General features: G+C 65.3%; 16 protein-coding genes and 2 pseudogenes. 14 read left to right on the top strand and 4 right to left on the bottom strand.

Going from position 1 to position 16,762, the window contains the following annotated elements:
* Positions 1 to 149 precede the first annotated feature (149 nt).
* Complete coding sequence (locus ACV7NQ_RS44815) at positions 150 to 1,070, bottom strand: SDR family oxidoreductase (RefSeq protein WP_463365032.1); 921 nt, start codon at positions 1,068 to 1,070, stop codon at positions 150 to 152.
* Positions 1,071 to 1,208: 138 nt separating this feature from the next.
* On the opposite strand from ACV7NQ_RS44815, the gene ACV7NQ_RS44810 reads away from it, so the two are divergent.
* The 3 genes and pseudogenes from ACV7NQ_RS44810 to ACV7NQ_RS44800 all read left to right on the top strand — a co-directional run.
* On the top strand, positions 1,209 to 2,207 hold the full coding sequence (locus tag ACV7NQ_RS44810; protein ID WP_463365031.1) for a sigma-70 family RNA polymerase sigma factor: 999 nt from the start codon (positions 1,209 to 1,211) through the stop codon (positions 2,205 to 2,207).
* Positions 2,208 to 2,502: 295 nt separating this feature from the next.
* Entirely contained in the window at positions 2,503 to 3,108 is a 606-nt protein-coding gene (locus ACV7NQ_RS44805; RefSeq protein WP_463365030.1) for a helix-turn-helix domain-containing protein, read from the top strand.
* A gap of 90 nt (positions 3,109 to 3,198) precedes the next feature.
* Positions 3,199 to 3,414 (top strand): annotated as a pseudogene (locus ACV7NQ_RS44800) (DDE-type integrase/transposase/recombinase); the annotation flags it as partial.
* 15 nt (positions 3,415 to 3,429) lie between these two features.
* Here the strand turns inward: ACV7NQ_RS44800 and ACV7NQ_RS44795 are convergent.
* Complete coding sequence (locus ACV7NQ_RS44795) at positions 3,430 to 4,260, bottom strand: IS5 family transposase (RefSeq protein ID WP_463366053.1); 831 nt, start codon at positions 4,258 to 4,260, stop codon at positions 3,430 to 3,432.
* Positions 4,261 to 4,427: 167 nt separating this feature from the next.
* On the opposite strand from ACV7NQ_RS44795, the pseudogene ACV7NQ_RS44790 reads away from it, so the two are divergent.
* The 5 genes and pseudogenes from ACV7NQ_RS44790 to ACV7NQ_RS44770 form a co-directional block, all read left to right on the top strand.
* A pseudogene (locus ACV7NQ_RS44790) lies at positions 4,428 to 5,691 on the top strand (DDE-type integrase/transposase/recombinase); the annotation flags it as partial.
* A 38-nt stretch (positions 5,692 to 5,729) separates the two neighbouring features.
* Positions 5,730 to 6,503 carry an ExeA family protein gene (locus ACV7NQ_RS44785; RefSeq protein WP_463366052.1) on the top strand — a complete coding sequence of 258 codons (774 nt, stop codon included), beginning with the start codon at positions 5,730 to 5,732 and terminating at the stop codon, positions 6,501 to 6,503.
* A gap of 696 nt (positions 6,504 to 7,199) precedes the next feature.
* Positions 7,200 to 8,600: an MFS transporter gene (locus ACV7NQ_RS44780; RefSeq protein ID WP_463365029.1), complete on the top strand. Its 1,401-nt coding sequence runs from the start codon at positions 7,200 to 7,202 to the stop codon at positions 8,598 to 8,600.
* A 72-nt stretch (positions 8,601 to 8,672) separates the two neighbouring features.
* Positions 8,673 to 9,662 (top strand): RNA polymerase subunit sigma-70, encoded by a 990-nt coding sequence (locus ACV7NQ_RS44775; protein WP_463365028.1) that lies wholly within the window; start codon positions 8,673 to 8,675, stop codon positions 9,660 to 9,662.
* Positions 9,659 to 10,192 carry a maleylpyruvate isomerase family mycothiol-dependent enzyme gene (locus tag ACV7NQ_RS44770; protein ID WP_463365027.1) on the top strand — a complete coding sequence of 178 codons (534 nt, stop codon included), beginning with the start codon at positions 9,659 to 9,661 and terminating at the stop codon, positions 10,190 to 10,192. Before ACV7NQ_RS44775 ends, ACV7NQ_RS44770 begins: the two co-directional genes overlap by 4 nt.
* 86 nt (positions 10,193 to 10,278) lie before the next feature.
* On the opposite strand, the gene ACV7NQ_RS44765 is transcribed toward ACV7NQ_RS44770, so the two are convergent.
* Positions 10,279 to 10,530 (bottom strand): DUF4158 domain-containing protein, encoded by a 252-nt coding sequence (locus tag ACV7NQ_RS44765; RefSeq protein ID WP_463365026.1) that lies wholly within the window; start codon positions 10,528 to 10,530, stop codon positions 10,279 to 10,281.
* A 294-nt stretch (positions 10,531 to 10,824) separates the two neighbouring features.
* Between ACV7NQ_RS44765 and ACV7NQ_RS44760 the strand changes: the two genes are divergently transcribed.
* From ACV7NQ_RS44760 to ACV7NQ_RS44750, 3 genes are all read left to right on the top strand, one after another.
* Complete coding sequence (locus tag ACV7NQ_RS44760) at positions 10,825 to 11,400, top strand: TIGR03086 family metal-binding protein (protein WP_463365025.1); 576 nt, start codon at positions 10,825 to 10,827, stop codon at positions 11,398 to 11,400.
* A gap of 39 nt (positions 11,401 to 11,439) precedes the next feature.
* Positions 11,440 to 12,429: a sigma-70 family RNA polymerase sigma factor gene (locus tag ACV7NQ_RS44755; RefSeq protein WP_463365024.1), complete on the top strand. Its 990-nt coding sequence runs from the start codon at positions 11,440 to 11,442 to the stop codon at positions 12,427 to 12,429.
* A 307-nt stretch (positions 12,430 to 12,736) separates the two neighbouring features.
* Positions 12,737 to 13,756, top strand: coding sequence for an alpha/beta fold hydrolase (locus tag ACV7NQ_RS44750; protein WP_463365023.1), 1,020 nt, complete (start codon positions 12,737 to 12,739; stop codon positions 13,754 to 13,756).
* A 50-nt stretch (positions 13,757 to 13,806) separates the two neighbouring features.
* Here ACV7NQ_RS44750 and ACV7NQ_RS44745 read toward each other — a convergent pair whose 3' ends face one another.
* A complete protein-coding gene (locus tag ACV7NQ_RS44745; protein ID WP_463365022.1) occupies positions 13,807 to 14,721 on the bottom strand; it encodes a LysR family transcriptional regulator in 915 nt (304 codons plus the stop codon).
* A gap of 148 nt (positions 14,722 to 14,869) precedes the next feature.
* Between ACV7NQ_RS44745 and ACV7NQ_RS44740 the strand changes: the two genes are divergently transcribed.
* The 3 genes from ACV7NQ_RS44740 (at position 14,870) to ACV7NQ_RS44730 (ending at position 16,760) form a co-directional block, all read left to right on the top strand.
* On the top strand, positions 14,870 to 15,790 hold the full coding sequence (locus tag ACV7NQ_RS44740) for a zinc-binding dehydrogenase (RefSeq protein WP_463365021.1): 921 nt from the start codon (positions 14,870 to 14,872) through the stop codon (positions 15,788 to 15,790).
* Between the two features lie 378 nt (positions 15,791 to 16,168).
* On the top strand, positions 16,169 to 16,342 hold the full coding sequence (locus tag ACV7NQ_RS44735; protein ID WP_463365020.1) for a hypothetical protein: 174 nt from the start codon (positions 16,169 to 16,171) through the stop codon (positions 16,340 to 16,342).
* A gap of 184 nt (positions 16,343 to 16,526) precedes the next feature.
* Complete coding sequence (locus ACV7NQ_RS44730) at positions 16,527 to 16,760, top strand: hypothetical protein (protein WP_463365019.1); 234 nt, start codon at positions 16,527 to 16,529, stop codon at positions 16,758 to 16,760.
* The last annotated feature ends 2 nt before the right edge of the window (positions 16,761 to 16,762 follow it).

Genomic DNA, 16,762 nt, shown 5'->3' with positions numbered 1-16,762 from the left:
TCACCGGTCGACCAGATACGCAGACAGCACCGGATCGACCGGCTCGTCATCGACTTCGGACATGCCCGGTCCCACAGCCCGCCCGGGCGCCCCGAACGGCTGGGGTTCGGGGCGACGGGTCGGTGGCATTACCAACTATGGCCGCAGTGTCAGGATGCCGGACTCGGGGTCTGCCAGTTCGATGCCCAGAGATGGGTCGGGCTGGCCTCGCCGCGGAAGACGTCTGCATTGCGCGCGGCGAATTCGGCGAAGGTTGTCGGTCGAATGCCCAGCAGCTTGTACGGCTCCAGGTGAGTTTGCGACTCGGGTCCGTCTGCACGGCGCAGCGCGAACAAATCGTCCATATCGTCGGCGAACCGGGGTGGGATACCCGCCGCGATCAGTCTCTCCCGCTTTATCTTCGGGTCGATGTCGACATACCGGATCAGCTGGCCGATCACGTCGGACAAGACCCCGCACACGTCGTCCATCGTGAGTGCTTCCGGCCCTGTGATGTCGTAGCTCTTACCCTCGTGGCCGTTCCCATGGAGAAGGGCGAAGGCGACCTTCGCGATGTCCTCGATATCCATGGGTGCCAATCGGGTATCGCCGAGCGGCTGCGAAAGCGTCCCGTCGGCGAGGAGAGTCGGAACCTCCCGGAAATATACCTGCATGAACTGGCTGGGCCTCAGATGCGTCCACGCCAGCCCCGAATTCTCCAGGTATTGTTCGATTTCCGCGTGCAGGCGGAGGAAGCGGAACGGTGAATTGAGATCGGCGCCGAGACCCGAGAGTTTCACGATGTGGCTGACCCCTGCCTTCTGCGCGGCATCGATCAGGCCGGTTTGGGCCTCTACAAGCCGCTCGTCTGCGCCAGAGATCATCATGACCTTATCCACTCCGTCGAGGGCCCGGGCAAGCGTGTCGGGAACAAGCATGTCCCCGAGAACGACCTCGACGGTCTTGCTGCCGCCCATAGCGGCAGCCTTGTCCGGGTTTCGGACCAGAGCCCGCACCGGCTCTGCCTGGCGAACGAACTCTTGAACCACTGCCGACCCGGACAGGCCGGTGGCGCCACTAATGAGGATCATCCTGATGCTCCTTGTTGTCAGCTGCTCGGCGCGGCAACCCACGCTCGTCAATGAAGACTGTTGAGCCGGATGCAATTGACCGCCGCGATCCGCGGGAATTCACGCGCGACGGTCAACGTTGCGGACACCATGCGATCGATGAGGCCACACGTGTACTCCGAGGTGAGCTGGGAAGAACTGCACGCGCGCCACCGTGTTGAGCTGCTCGGATTCTGCTACCGCATGCTGGGCTCTCCGTTCGACGCCGACGATGCCGTGCAGGAGACACTGCTTCGCGCATGGCGCGGATTCACCAGATTCGAGGGAAAGTCGTCGGTGCGAGTGTGGCTGTATCGGATCGCGGCGAACGTCTGTCTGGACATGCTGCACCAACGCGGCCGACGGGCGCTCCCAGTGGACGTCGGTTCCGCCGCTACGGCCGATTCGTCCCTCGGACTCGGTGAGGGCACCCGGTGGGTGCAACCGGTTCCGGATCGATGGGTACTACCTGCTGGTATCGATCCGGCCGAGTCGGCGGTGTTACGGGACACCATTCGCCTTGCTTTCGTAGCCGCGTTACAACATCTGTCGCCGAGGCAGCGTGCTGTGCTGATCTTGCGGGATGTCCTGCGGTGGAAGGCGGACGAAGTCGCCGAACTACTGGAAACCACCGTGGCATCGACTAACGGTGTGCTTCGTCGTGCTCGCGCCAAGCTGTCCGGTCTCACGGTGACTGAGGCGCGGCAGGATATGTTGAGCAAGGAGCAGCTCGAACTGTTGAATCGGTATCTCGACGCATTCGAGCGGTCTGACATCGGAGCTTTGACCTCGTTGCTGCACAGTGAGGCCAAACTGTCGATGCCCCCCTTCAGCCTTTGGCTCCGTGGCCGATCGGAGATCGGTCGCTGGTTCCGGCGCGACCCCAATCCATGCCGCGACTCGAGACTTGTCCCCGTGGACGCCTGCGGCTCACCCGCATTCGCGCACTACCACGCAGGGAGTCCTGGAGAGCCGCATCAGGCGTTCGCGATCCAAGTTCTCGCCATCGGGGAGGGAAACATCGCCGGAATCGACGTCTATCTGGAACCAGACTTGTTTCGACTCTTCGACCTTCCGACCCAGCTCGACCCCGAGGCGGCGGTTGCCTCATCCAGGTGAACTTTGCCAGCAGCCGTACTTTTGATGTGCCCGGTGTCCGACGCTGTTGCGCGGTCAGTCGAAGGTGGCCCTTATAGTGCTTGCGCGAATTGGCGCATGTTGACCGTCACGGTGGGTGGTGACGGCGGTGGGGCGCCGCGTCACTGGGAGTGAGCGTGGTTGGGGCGCGGGCGGTTTCGGGTTGCTGGGGTTGGTGTGCTGCGTCAGGGTGAGCATGACTGTTGGGTGCACGGCACCCTCGTCTGGTTTGCCGACCTGGGCCGGGGGTGCCGTGCGGTAGTGCGCGGAGGCACTGTTGGTGACGGTAGAGGGTGACGCGGTGGTCGTCGAATCTCGGTTGGTGTCCGGGGAGATCGAATGCCCGGCTTGTGCGGGCGGGGTGTTGGCGCCGTGGGGGTGGGCGCGGGCGAGAACGGTTGTGGGCGTGGGGAATCGGCAGCGTCCCAGGCGCGGGCGGTGTCGGGGGTGCGGGGTGACGCATGTGTTGTTGCCGGTGGTGTTGTTGCTGCGCAGGGCGTATTCGGCGGGCATGGTGTGGGCGGCGCTGGCTGGGCGGGCGGCTGGGTTGGGGCATCGCCGGGTGGCGGTGCGGCTCGCGGTGCCGGCGGCGACGGTGCGGGGTTGGCTGCGTCGTGCCGGGCAGCGTCTGGAGTCGGTGCGGTCGTGGTTCCTTGCTGCGGCGGTGGCCGTGGGCATCGATGTGGCGGTGCCGGCGGCGACGGGGCCGTGGCAGGGCGTGGTGGATGCGGTCGAGGTGGCGGCCGCCGCGGTGAGGGCCAGGTTCGGGCCGGGCGGGGTGGTGGGCGAGGTGACGGCGGCGAGGGTTGCGGTGGCGGGCAGTGGTTCTCGGTTGCTGTCGCCGGGGTGGCCGCCGATCGCTGCCAACACCGGTTGCCCCTGACATCGGGCTGGTGGTTTCGGCCAGGCTCGCCGATACCCGTGTCCGGCAACTGGTTTCCGGACCGATGGTTCGTGAGGAGGATTTCGAGGAATGACTGCAGCCGAGAACGAGGAGCGTGTGCGGCGTGAACGCGCCCAGGCGGTAGGGCTTTTCCGGTATCAGTTGATCTGTCCGGTGCTGGATCAGGCGTTGAACGCCCGCCAGCGTGGTGCGTTGGTGCGGGCCATATCCGAACGCACCCATATCGATCCGTTCGGCAATCGGGTTCGGGTGGCGCGCAACACGATCGACCGGTGGATCCGTAAGAGCGCATCTGAGAACTCATGTGTTGGGGTCGGTGGTGCGGGCGAGCCGGCGGGTCAGGGTATGGATGGCGGCGATGTAGACCATGGCTTCGTGGTGGTCGGGGCGGGTCTCGTAGTCGCGGACGCAGCGTCGGTGCTTGACCAGCCAGCCGAACGTGCGCTCTACCACCCAGCGGCGGGGCAGTACCTTGAACCCGGTGGCGGTGTCGCAGCGTTTGACTATCTGAACTGTCAGTGCGAGAACGGATTTCGCCCATTCGACGAGCCGTCCGGCGTAGCCGCCGTCGGCCCACACGAGCGTGATCGTGGCGAATCGGGCACGCATGGCGGTCAGCAGCCGGTGGGCGCCGTCACGGTCCTGGATACTGGCGGCGGTGACCACCACCGCCAGCAGCAGCCCGGCCGAGTCGGTTGCGATGTGGCGTTTGCGGCCTTTGGTCTTTTTACCCGCGTCGTAACCGGCTGTGGCGGCGGCCACGGTGTCGGCGCCGCGCACGGTCTGGGAGTCGATGATCGCCGCCGTCGGGTGCGGGTCACGCCCGGCGTGCACCCGCGCCCGGTCTCGAAGTGCGTCGTGGATGCGTTGCCACACACCAGCTTTCGTCCACCTCCGGTAGATGTCGTAGATGGTCTTCGCTGGCGGGAAATCGTGTGGCAGCTGCGCCCACGCGATGCCGCCGCGGACCAGGTAGAAGATCGCGTCGCAGACCAGCCGCCGCGGCCACTTCTCCGCGCGTCCGCCCTTGCCGCCGCGGTTGCCCGGGGGTGGCAGCAGCGGCTCGAGCAGCGCCCACTCGGGGTCGGTCAGCGACGAGGATGGGTAGAACGGGCATTCCGGCGAGGTGATCGGGGACTCGCCGTGGGCCGGGCACAACGAACACGAGCAGGTAAGCGACACTGGCACAGGGACTCTCGGTGACGACGTTTTGGTATGGAAACCTCAGTCGTACCGGGAGTCCCTCTACATATCTGGCATCACACGCCGAACAGCTACCGAGTTCTCAGATGCGCTCTAAGTGGCGGGGCGGGGGTTTCGAAGCGCTGGTGCCCGCACCGAGGCGGCCGGGAGTGCGCACCGACGACAAGGTGCTGGGCCTTGCCGCGGCGTTGAAGCGGGAAAACCCGGCGCGCACGGTGCCGCAGATCGAGCGGATCGGGCGGTCGTCGACGGGGCTGGTCGCCGTCGGCCTCGACCCTGCTGCGGCATTTGCACCGCCTCGACTTGGCTGGCCCCGCCACCGGCGGGCCCAGCGAGGTGTTCGGGCGGTTCGAAGCCGACCGCTGCAACGAAATTTGGGTCGGAGACGCCCTGCATGGGCCGAAAGTCGGTGGCCGCAAGACGTTTCTGTTCGCGTTTCTCGATGACCGGTCACGGCTGGTGGTCGGTTCGCGGTTCGGGTTCGTCGAAGACACCGTCCGCATGGCCGCCGCCCTGCAACCCGCGCTGGCGGCGCGGGGGGTTCCTGACGGGATTTATGTCGACAACGGCGCACCCTATGTCGATGCGTGGCTGCTGCGTGGCTGCGCGAAACTCGGTATCCGCCTCGTTCATTCCGCGCCGGGCCGCCCGCAGGGCAGGGGCAAAATTGAGCGATTTTTCCGGACTGTCCGTGAGCAGTTCCTCGTCGAGATCGCCGACACCACCGCTACCGACCTCGCCGGCGTCGATCTCGATCACCGCGCAGCGCTGGGTCTGCTGAACCGGCAGTTCACCGCCTGGGTCGAGATCGAATACCACCGCCGGATCCACTCCGAGACCGATCAAACCCCCCTGGATCGGTGGGACGACTACTGGAAAAGCGTCGAACACCCCCCGATCACCGCCACTGCGGCGCAGTTGACCGAGGCATTTCTCTGGTCGGAGCAGCGCACCGTCACCAAGACCGCAACCGTCAGTCTCCACGGAAACGTCTTCGAGGTCGACGCCGGATTGGCCGGGCGGCGAGTCGAATTGGTGTTCTCCCCGTTCGACCTGGCCACCATCGAGGTCCGATACCGCGACCGCAGTTACGGAAATGCGGTGCCGCACAACATCACCCGCCACTCTCATCCCAAAGCCAAACCAGAAATCGACACCACCGACACGACACGGCCGACCGGGATCGACTACCTGAAACTGCTCGACGACACCCACACCGAGATCTTGCGCCGCGACGAACGCATCGGTTACCACGCCCTCTACGGCCCCGCCGACCGACAGCTCGACGGCCAATACGGCCTGCCCGTCGACACCGACGACACCGACGACGGCGATGCGAACGGGGCGGTGTCGGCGTGAGTATTCAACGGCTGCAATCACATTACGGATTCACTCGCATGCCCTTCGGCCGCGACCTCGCCCCCGGGATGCTGCACCGCCACCCCGGCCACGGCGAAGCCGTCGCCCGCATCGGCTGGTGCATTGAACAACACGCCCTCGGCGTCATCACCGGCGAAGTCGGCGCCGGCAAAACCGTCGCCGTCCGCGCCGCCACCGCCGCCCACGACACCGCCCGCCATGTCGTGATCTACCTGCCGAACCCGTCGATCGGGGTCCGCGGCATGCTGCACCACATCGTCTCCGCTCTCGGCCGCCAACCCAGCTTCTACACCGCGACTCTGGCACCTCAAGCCGCCGACGCTCTCGCCGCCGAACATGCCGAACGAGGCAGGTCACCGGTCCTCGTGATCGATGAAGCCCACCTCTTGGACACGCCTCAACTGGAAGCGATCCGCATGCTCACCAACCACGACATGGACTCCAACTCACCGTTCGCGGCGATCCTCGTCGGCCAACCCACCCTGCGCCAGCGGCTGCGCCTGGGCGTGCTCGCCGCCCTCGATCAGCGAATCTCGGTGCGCTACAACCTCACCGGCATGGCCGCAGCCGACACCGCCGACTACATCCGCCACCACACCCGCCTCGCCGGCCGCGACGATACCCTCTTCAGCGACGACGCAATCACGTTGATCCACAACGCGTCTCGCGGATTTCCCCGCGCCGTCAACAACCTCGCCGTCCACGCCCTCACCGCCGCCTTCGCCGCCGACAAAGCCATCGTCGACGAGAAATCCGCCCGCATCGCCATCACCGAAATCACCGACGAATAGCCGGTCACCCTGAACACCGCGCCGTCACCACGGAGACCACGGCCCTGTCTGCCACCCGCAGCAGGGCCGTTCTCATACCCCCACCATCACCACGGTCAGTGACGCCAACATGCTCACCCTGCGCGACGCACCACAGGCGCATGTCAGCGGCGACTTGAACAAGCGGACCCGGTTCATGTACCCGAGGTGAGGTGATCATCGTCGGGTACAGCTCGATCCACAGGCGGCCCGCCCGGGATTCGGGCCTACCCAAGAGGCGCAGGGTAGTCGAATAGCTCGAATGAACCGGAGTCGACGATGGCAACGATCGCGGCCACCCCGGTGGCACGGATGTTGACCAGGTGTATCGAGTCGGGGCGATAGTGGCGTCTGCGGTGCTGAGGTAGACAGCCAGTGCTGGTTGGCCGTTGGCTCAGTCCGGGTTTGTACTTGTCAGGGTGCGGCGACCATCCAGCGAACGTTGTCGAGCAACATCCACTTCCTCATCGAAACTTCTTGACAAATCTGGCTCGCACCAGGTTGTGCAACAAATGGGTACCTATACAGATCCGTCGCGTCGAGAAACTCATCACCTGCGATTCCTTTCCGGGCTGGTGCAAGTCTTCATTGCGTGGAGTGCACACCAGAGGCGGTCGGTGCCTCTGCGCGGGGAAGCGTGTCGGACCCGCCGCGTCGTCGGTTGATCAGGAGTTGATAGTGAATACCCTTGTCGTGGAGAAGGATCGGTCTGCTGTCGGTCCCCGTGTGGTCCTTGTGATTGTCTCGGTGGGTATCCTGCTGTCGAGTCTGGATTTGTTCATTGTCAATGTCGCGCTGCCGGATATAGCGGCGGATTTCGCGGGTGCCCGGATCTCGGGGCTGTCGTGGGTGCTCAACGCCTACGCGATCGTGTTCGCTGCTTTGCTGGTTCCTGCTGGCCGTTTGGGTGATCGTGGAAGCAACCGGGCCACATTCTTGCTGGGGTTGAGTGTTTTCGTGCTCGGCTCCGCGCTGTGCACCGCGTCGTGGGACGTGGCTTCGCTGGTGGTGTTCCGGGTTATCCAAGCTGTTGGCGGGGCCATGCTGACACCGGCGTCGCTGGGTCTGGTGCTGGCGGTGACACCGCCTGAAAAGCGGGCCCTGGCGGTGCGGCTGTGGGTGGCGTTCGGTGGGCTCGGCGCGGCATTGGGGCCGGTCATCGGCGGGTTGCTTGTCGAAGTGCATTGGCGTTGGGTGTTCCTCGTGAACGTGCCGATCGGTATCGTCGCAGTGATCGTCGGCTTGCGACTGCTGCCGCACCCGGGTGGTGATGGTGGGCGGCTACCCGACGGGTTCGGCGCGTTGACGTTGATCGGTTCGATCGCCACCTTGATCCTGGCGTTGGTTAAGGGGCAGGATTGGGGCTGGTCATCGGTGGGGGTCATCGGATCGTTCGCTGCTGCAGTTGTTCTCGGCGCTGCGTTTGTGGTGTCGTCGCTGCGTCACCACAGTCCGGTTGTTGCCCCGGAATTGTTGCGGGTGCCGAATTTTGCACTGATGGTAGGTAATTCGGTGCTGTTCAATGTCGCGTTCTCGGGCATGCTGCTGTCGGTTGTGCTGTGGTCGCACAACATCTGGGGGTGGTCGGCGTTGAAGACCGGGCTCGCGATCGCGCCCGGCCCGCTGATGGTGCCGATCGTCGCGGTGCTGGCAGGCCGACTCATCGGACGTGTGGGAGCGGGACCGGTGATCGCAGTGGGTGGTGTGGCATTCGCGGCGGGAATGCTGTGGTGGGCACGGGCGGTGACGCTCGAACCGAACTATGCCGGTGGGCTGCTGGGCGGCATGCTGGTGAGTGGGCTCGGGGTGGGGTTGACGTTGCCGACGGCGTTCGCGGCCGGAACCGCCGGACTGCCGCCGCGGCGGTTTGCGACCGGCTCGGCCGTGCTGAGTATGGCACGTCAGATCGGATTAGCGGTCGGGGTGGCGGTCCTCGTCGCAGTGCTCGGTACACCCGCGGGTGCGGATGCCACCCTCGAGGCGTTTCAGCGGAGCTGGTATGTGATTGCGGGCGCGGCTGTAGCAGCGGGTTTGGTGGGCTTGGCGGCCAGGCTGCCGCGACCAGCCGCCCAGCAGTGAAAGGGGCCGGGCCGTGTGCCCGGCGTTCGAGATATCGGCAGAGAGAGTAATTTCTTACTGAGGAGGAAATCGGTGTCGGATGACCACCGACAAACAACGGGCGACTTCGCTGATCTGGCCGACCCCTATCGACACGAACTGCTCGCGCACTGCTACCGAATGCTCGGCTCCCTCCAGGACGCCGAGGATCTGGTGCAAGAGACACTGATACGAGCATGGCGCGGATACGAATCATTCGACGGTAGATCCTCGCTACGCACCTGGCTGTTCCGCATCGCCACCAACACCTGTCTGACCGCGCTGAAGAGCAACCAGCGACGTGTGCTGCCCTCAGGCCTGGGTGGCCCGACAACCGATTCCCGGTCGGCCTCTTTCGAACGGCTCGATGCGGTGTCCTGGCTCACCCCGGTACCCACCGAGCGAATTATGGACGGCTCCGAGGACCCCGCCGCCATCGTCGCGGTGCGCGACAGCACCCGCTTGGCGCTCATCGCCGCGTTCCAAACCCTTCCCGCGCGGCAACGGGCAGCGCTCATCCTCGTCGACGTGGTTGGCTTCACCCCGGTTGAGGCAGCTGGAGTGCTCGACATCAGTGCGACCGCCACGCGCAGTCTCCTTCAGCGAGCGCGCGCCACCCTCGCCGCGGATCTGCCTGTGCATGACCGTGTCGCGCCGAACGCGGACCTGGATGCGCAGCTGATCGAGCGATTCGTGCGCGCCTTCGAGACCGCCGACGCTGCTGCGCTTGCCGAATTGCTGCGTTCGGACATCGAATTCGAGATGCCGCCGATCCGGACCTGGTTCCTGGGCCGCGACGCCGTCCTCGACCACCACGTCCGCCGCGTCTTCCGGCGTCCATGCCACGCAGTCGCTACCTCGGCGAACGGTTACCCTGCCATCGCTATCTATGTCCAGTCCGAGGATGGCTCCTTCGAGGCACACGGAATCCAGGTGATCGAACCGCGAGAAGGCCGGATCGCGCGTATAGCGATGTTTCTGGGCAAGGAACTGTTCCCGCGATTCGAGCTCCCACTATCGCTGCCCGCCCCACATATCCGATGACCAGAATGCCGCATCCGCTGGAGCTGCTCGCCCGGGCGGCGGAAGCCATGACCACCAGCCTCGACGCAGCGTCACGTGTCCTGCCGAGTCGACCGACTCCATGCGCCGAATGGGATCTGGGAACACTGGTGCTCCACGTCGCCGACTCAACTGCCGCACTCCACGAACTCATCTCCGGAGAAATACCAAGTCCGCCACCAATTGATGGGTGTGCACAGGCCCAACGGGAGGTTCACAGACTCCTCGACGTCATCGCGGCGGCGCCACGTCCAAGCCCGAGAATTGCGATTATCGCTCTCACTGGCGCCTTTGAGCTTACCGTCCACGCGTGGGACATCAACCAGGCCACAGGGTGCCTCGACCAACTTCCGCCCGACCTGGTGAGCACCCTGTTGAGCCTCGCGCCAGTAGTACTTAACAACGTTGAGCGCCGCGGGTTGTTCGACGGAACCGTAGCGCCATCGGCGTCCCAATACACCGATACCGATAGACTTCTCGCCCTGTTCGGGCGACGACAGGAAGCGGACTGACGTGAACCGGCTGATCGTCCAACCCACCAACGCCCGGACCAGCCCGCGATGCCACTTCGCGGTCCGGTGCGCGTCATGCTCGGCCGTCACCTCGTGGACAGCCAGCAGGCCGCGCACGTGCTCGACCACCACCGCGGGAACCTCGTCCGGCTTCGGGAAATACCCAGCCGCTGATACGACTTCAGCCACACCACCAAGGCCAGCAGATGCTGGTCGTTCTGCGTCTTCTCCCGCGCCCACGCGACCTCGGCGACCGTCGGCGTGAACGCCTCAACCAGCTCCCGCGTGGGAACCACTCTCTTGAACCGCGGATACGCGGTGCGATCGATCGCCGTCACAACCCAGACCCCGAGCAAGAAAACTGACGTAACGCAGCGCAGCCTATCTAGTACGCGCAGTCCGATGCCGCGCGGGTTTTGCTAAACCGAGCTGATCACCCTGCTGGCCGAGAACCTCGGAGTACATCTGCCCCGACCAGCAGATTCGGGAGCTCATTGGCCCTGCTGGTAGCGGAGGGACCGGAGATTCTGCGATTCCTTTCCGGCCTGAGGTGGATCTATACATCGGGAGGCAACACCCTTCCCGGCCTGTTTCTCGAAGGCCGCCACCTTTCGACAGGAGATTGTGTTTCCATGGAACAGCAGGTAGTGATCGGTGTCGAACAGCTTCGCCAAGCCTTCGCCAGTACCCGAACCATCCTGGGGGAAGTGCGCCGCGACCAGTTGGGCTTGCTGACACCGTGTGTGTCGTGGGACGTCGCGGCGTTGATCAACCATTTCGTAGGCTCGGCCCGGTGGGTTGCGTCAACGGTGTCGGCCAAGGACACGGCGGCCGACTCGGACTTCGCTGCCGGGGATTTCGTCGCGGCCTACGACGACAGCATCGACATGGTGTTGGCCGCCTTCCGGGTCGAGGGGGTACTCGACGAAGAGTTCGTGTTGCCGTTCGGTGCCTACTCCGGGGCCAGAATGCTGAGTCTCGCCGTGCGCGAGCAATTCATCCACGGTTGGGATCTCGCCAGATCGATCGGCCATCCTGGAAGCCTGCTTCCGGAGCTGGCGACGGATCTGCTCGCCGACGCCCGAGTGGAGATCACCGACGAGCTGCGCGGACCGGATGCTGTCGCCTTTTTCGGTCCCGTCGTCGACGCGGGCGACGATGCCTGCCCGGCCGACAGGCTCGCCGCGTTTCTGGGACGCTCGATCTGACACAACCGCACTCGCCGTGCTCGGAAGGAGACATAACAGGTGCCGGATCAGGCGAGTTTCGTGCAGCAGACCGAACCGTTCCGGCGTGAGCTGCTGGCTCACTGCTACCGCATGCTCGGATCGGTTCACGACGCTGAGGATCTCGTCCAGGAGACGTACCTTCTCGCGTGGCGCTCGTTCGACGGTTTCGAAGGCCGATCCTCGCTGCGCAACTGGCTCTACCGCATAGCGACCAACGCCTGTTTGAAAACGCTGCAGCGCCAGAGCAACCGACAGCTGCCCAGCGGTTTGGGTGGCGCCGAGGCGAATCCATTGACCCCGCCGATCGCGGGCGGGGCGGACGTGGCGTGGCTGGAACCGATTCCCGACGCCATGATCGACTCGCTGTCGGGAGATCCGGCCGCCATCGTTGCCACACGCGAGGGGGTGCGGCTGGCGCTGATCGCGTGCCTGCAGCACTTGTCCGCACCCCAGCGCGCGGTCCTGATCTTGCGGGACGTGTTGGCTTTTCCGGCACCCGAGGTAGCCGCCATGCTCGGCACGACAACGACAGCTGTGAAGAGCACCCTGCAACGAGCGCGTGCCCGGCTCAGACAACTCGATCAGCACAGCGATCGGACCACCGAGATGAACGACCCGCGTGCGCGTGCGTTGCTGGACAGATACATCGCCGCGTTCGACGAGTCCGACGCCGCCGCACTCGAGCGACTGCTCAGCGAGGAGGCAACCTTGGAGGCAACCCCGATCCGGACCTGGTTCGCAGGGCGTGCCACCTGCGTCCCCTTCCTGCGCAAACACATGCTCGGCGCTCCCGGCGACTGGCTCATGCTTCCCACCTGGGCCAACGGACAACCTGCCGCTGTCGCTTTCCGCCGCACAGGCGACACCTACCACCCGTACGGAGTCGTCGTGCTCACGGTGATCGGTGACAGGATCACCAGGGTCGTCTCCTTCGCGGACCCGACTCTGGTGCCCCTGTTCACCCGAATGGGCCAGCCACGTCCATATGCGGATTCGACGCTGTGGTGACCTGGTGCAGGGCGAACGACCGCGACGTCTCGCGAGTGACCGAAACAGCTTCGCGGCGAGGCGTCGACTGTGGTCGCCGCCGTCCTCGACCACCACGTCCGCCGCGTCTTCCGGCGTCCATGCCACGCAGTCGCTACCTCGGCGAACGGTTACCCTGCCATCGCTATCTATGTCCAGTCCGAGGATGGCTCCTTCGAGGCACACGGAATCCAGGTGATCGAACCGCGAGAAGGCCGGATCGCGCGTATAGCAATGTTTCTGGGCAAGGAACCGTTCCCGCGATTCGAGCTCCCACTATCTCGCAGTTATGGAACTGGGGCCACGACTGGCGCTGGAGCCCGGACCTGCGAGAGCACTTCAATACCACCTTCGATGCCATCGGTGGCATTCTGCTGAGCCGGCCCATGATCTGTGGAGGCTATCTCGACCACTGGCGGCGACTGGTGGTCATGCCGAGATGACATCAGGCAGCGCCTCGCCCTGGTTCACAGAATTCGACCTGCAACTTGAATCGGGCCGCAGCATTCACGCATACGACTGCCAGACGGACGCCGACTTGGCTGTCTTCTGGTGCCACGGGACACCCAACGTTGGTGTACCACCGGCCCCGCTCGCCGCAGCCGCTGACCACCTTCGGATCAGGTGGGTGTCCTGGGACAGACCTGGATACGGCGGCTCCGAGCGGCACATGGGCCGCGACATCGCATCCGCGGCGGCCCATATTGCAGCCATCGCCGACCGACTGGGTATCGACAGATTCGCGGTGATGGGCCACTCGGGTGGCGGGCCGCACGCGCTCGCTGCCGCCGCGCTGCTGCCTGAGCGAGTCGTAGGGACTGTCGCGGTGTCATCGCTCGCCCCGTATACGGCAGAGGGGCTGAACTACTTCTCGGGAATGGCCCCATCAGGAGTGCAGGCGTTGAAGGCAGCCGGTGCCGGTGACGATGTCAAACAACGTTATGAAGCGGAATACGGCCACCGTTACGACCCGCAGTTCGTTGCGGCAGATCTTGCCGCGTTGTCCGGTGACTGGGCTTGGCTCAGTGACGTCGTCGACGCCGCGGTCGGAGACGGCATCACTGGGCTCGTCGACGACGACATCGCCTACGTACAGCCGTGGGGATTCGAGGTAGAGGCGATAAAGTCGCCAGTGCTGCTCGTCCACGGCGCCGCGGACAGGATCGCGCCAGCAGCTCACGCGCAATGGCTGGAGCAGCACATTCGTGCCGGGAAACTGTGGCTGCGCCCGGAAGATGGCCACATCTCCGCGCTGACCAGCGCTGAATCAGCTCTGCGGTGGCTGACCGATCTAGGGAAGCGGCGCTGAAGTCTGGTTCTGGGCCGTTTTTCGTCGTCCCTTGGGGCGTGCTGAGGAACCTAGCGGCGAGACCAGGGTTGTGCAGCGCTGGGCGGATGGCCGCATGCCTCCCGGGCAGCGGACAGGAGCGCGGCGGTGAGCGGGTTCGGCTGTGAGCGAGTGACGAGAGTGGTGGGGATGGTGATGGTGGGTTTTGTTGGCCGGAAGGCGATTCGGCTAGTTGGTGTGTGGGCGGCGAGGTCGGCGTAGAGCAGTGTCCAGCATCTGCCGCCGGCGATAGGTCCGGCGAGCAGGTCTTGCAGGTTGGTGAACGCGGGACCGGGTTTGGGTTGGAAGCCGGCCCGAGCGCAGGCGTGGCTGATCAGTTCGGCGACACCGGCAGCTACATCGGGTGGGCTGAGTACGGCGGGTAAGTCGGCGAGGTCGGCCAGTGACACCACGGGGTACGCCGCGGCGGGATGGGTCGCTGGGAGGGCCGCGACCAGGTTCGCATTCCATAGGTGCAGCGCGGATAGGTCGCCGGTGTCGCGCGGGGCGCGTACGAAGGCGGCGTCCAGGTCCCCGGCACGGACCGCGTTGAGCTTGTCGGTCGTGTGTGCCGCGATCAGCTGGATCTGCGTGTCCGGCATGCGTTCGGAGGCGATGGCGAGGATTGCTTCGAGGTGTTCGCCCAGACCCTCGCTGGTGCCGATGCGCAGTATCCCGCGCGTGCCCGCGGCGAGTGCGGCGGCGGCGTCGTAGGCGGCGGCTGCGGCGGCAACCACGACCCGGGCGTTCGGGAGGAACGCTTCACCGGCCGGTGTGAGTTGTACCCGGCGATGGCGGCGGTCGAACAATGTGAGGCCGAGTTCCCGCTCCAGCCTTCCGATCTGTTGACTCACCGCGGACTGCACGATGTGCAGTCTGGCGGCCGCCCGCGCAAAACCTCCCTCGTCCACGATTGCGACGAGGTACTCCAACTGTCGCAATTCCACTGTTGCCTCCCGACCTATCTCATTTCATGATAGATCGGTTCGTGAGTTGCTTCTGGTTCGCCGTGGGTTTGTCGATTTGACTGATCTCTGGTCCGGCCCCCCGTCCGAATGGGTGGTCGGGAACGTTCGGCCAGGATTGGAGAAGCACATGCGAGGGTTGGTAGTGGTTGCGGACGCGTCGGGGCGGCTCGCGCTGCAGGAGGTCGAGCCGCCCGCACCAGGACCGGGGGAGGCGTTGGTTGCGGTAGCCGCGTCCAGCGTCAATCGCGGCGAGTTGAGCCTGATCGCTAATCGTCCCGCTGGATGGCGACCGGGGCAGGATATTGCGGGCGTGGTGGTCGAAGCAGCGGCTGATGGCTCGGGCCCGGAGGCGGGTTCGCGGGTGGTCGGTTTGGTCGATCAAGGGGCTTGGTCGGAGCAGGTGGCCGCGCCCACCAGCAGGTTGGCGATATTGCCTGCGGAGGTATCGGTCGAGCAGGCCGTGGCGTTGCCGCTTGCCGGGCTGACCGCGTTACGGACCCTGCGGCTGGGCGGCGCGCTACTCGGCCGTCGGGTACTGATCACGGGTGCTACCGGTGGAGTCGGCAACCTGCAAGTGCAACTCGCCGCCGCCGCCGGCGCACACGTCACCGCCGTGTCCACGCAACCGGACGCCGCGTCGTGGCTGGGCAAGCTGGGCGCGGATCGAGTCGTCGCCGCAGTCGAAGACGCGGTCGGACCGTTCGATTTGATCGCCGAGTCGATAGGGGGACCCAGCCTCGCAGCCGCGATCCGGGTCATCGCACCTGGCGGCACGGTCGTGATTCTGGGCACCAGTTCGGGCGAGTCGACGCCGGTGAACATCTACGACTTCATCGGCCACGAGGGCGCACGGCTGCAGACCTACTTCAGCTACGCGGCTCACAGCGATATCGCCGAAGACTTGACCAGTCTGGCCGACATGGTCGCCAACGGCAGCCTGGTTCCTACCCTCGGCCGGATCGAGAGCTGGGACGAGGTCCACGCAGCACTGGCCGCCCTGAGGGATCGCACGGTCAACGGCAAGGTCGTCCTGCGCATGACTGCGTGACGCGAGGATCGACGAGTTGATCGACATCCCACCGACCGCAAGATGGACTGTCTGACCAGCCGCACCAGGTACCGGCGTGCCCCCGCGCTGCGCTGCGATTCCTTTCCGAGCCGGCACGGGTCTTCATTTAGAGCAGTCCACGCCCAACGTGGCCGGCACCGGACCGGCGCGATCGCGTCGTGACAGGAAGGAAAACGATGGACACGGATACGCCTATAGCCTGTCCGGCGCGAACAGCGCTATCCGCGCGGTCTTCGACGCGGCGGCCACGGCGTGGGCGGAGAGTGTCAGTGATGCGTTCGTCGACTGCTTGGCCGTCGGCGAGGCGGTGATCCTGCTGGGGTCTGCTTGCCGGGCAGGGGCGCGATTCACATCATCATGACGGCTGCGTTCGCAGGTGCGTTGAAGTCCTCACGGCGCGTCCACGATGTGCAGAGCATCCTCTACCACGGCACGGCGATCGTGCCCGGCAAGAGCGTGAATGTGTTCCTGGATGAGGCCGAAACATCGCCTAGCGGTGGATTGAGGGACGCGAGTGCTGGCACGACATGACGGAACGTGGGGCGCACCGAGGCTTACCGCGGTTGCGCGCAGAACGCGGTCTGAGGTGGAACCCCGCCGAGGGAAGCGTGCGATGCACGGTCGGCTGACGCCTCGACCCCGGTCGAGCGCGCGCGATGCGTTTTCGAGGCTCACCAAGTCTGTATTACTACCGACGACGGAAGGACATCACGACGTGAGTACGCCCGAGATTCTGATGGAGGGCCTCAGGCTCGATCGGCCCGCCCGCTGCTGGATCGACCGGGCCGACGCCCCTGCCGTGGAACCGGTGTCGGATTTCGAGTCCACCTGCATCGGCCCCGGGGTTGGTGGTGTCGGCATTGACGACCAACCGGTGTCGCGATTGGCGATCAGAACCAATGGCGGGAAGGACGTGACGATTCTGCGGCTATCGGGCCCGCGGGCATGATT

The organism is Nocardia sp. Tas62D01 (assembly GCF_055232035.1).
The sequence above is the reverse complement of the archived record's forward strand: the minus strand, read 5'-3'. Positions and strand labels throughout refer to the sequence as shown.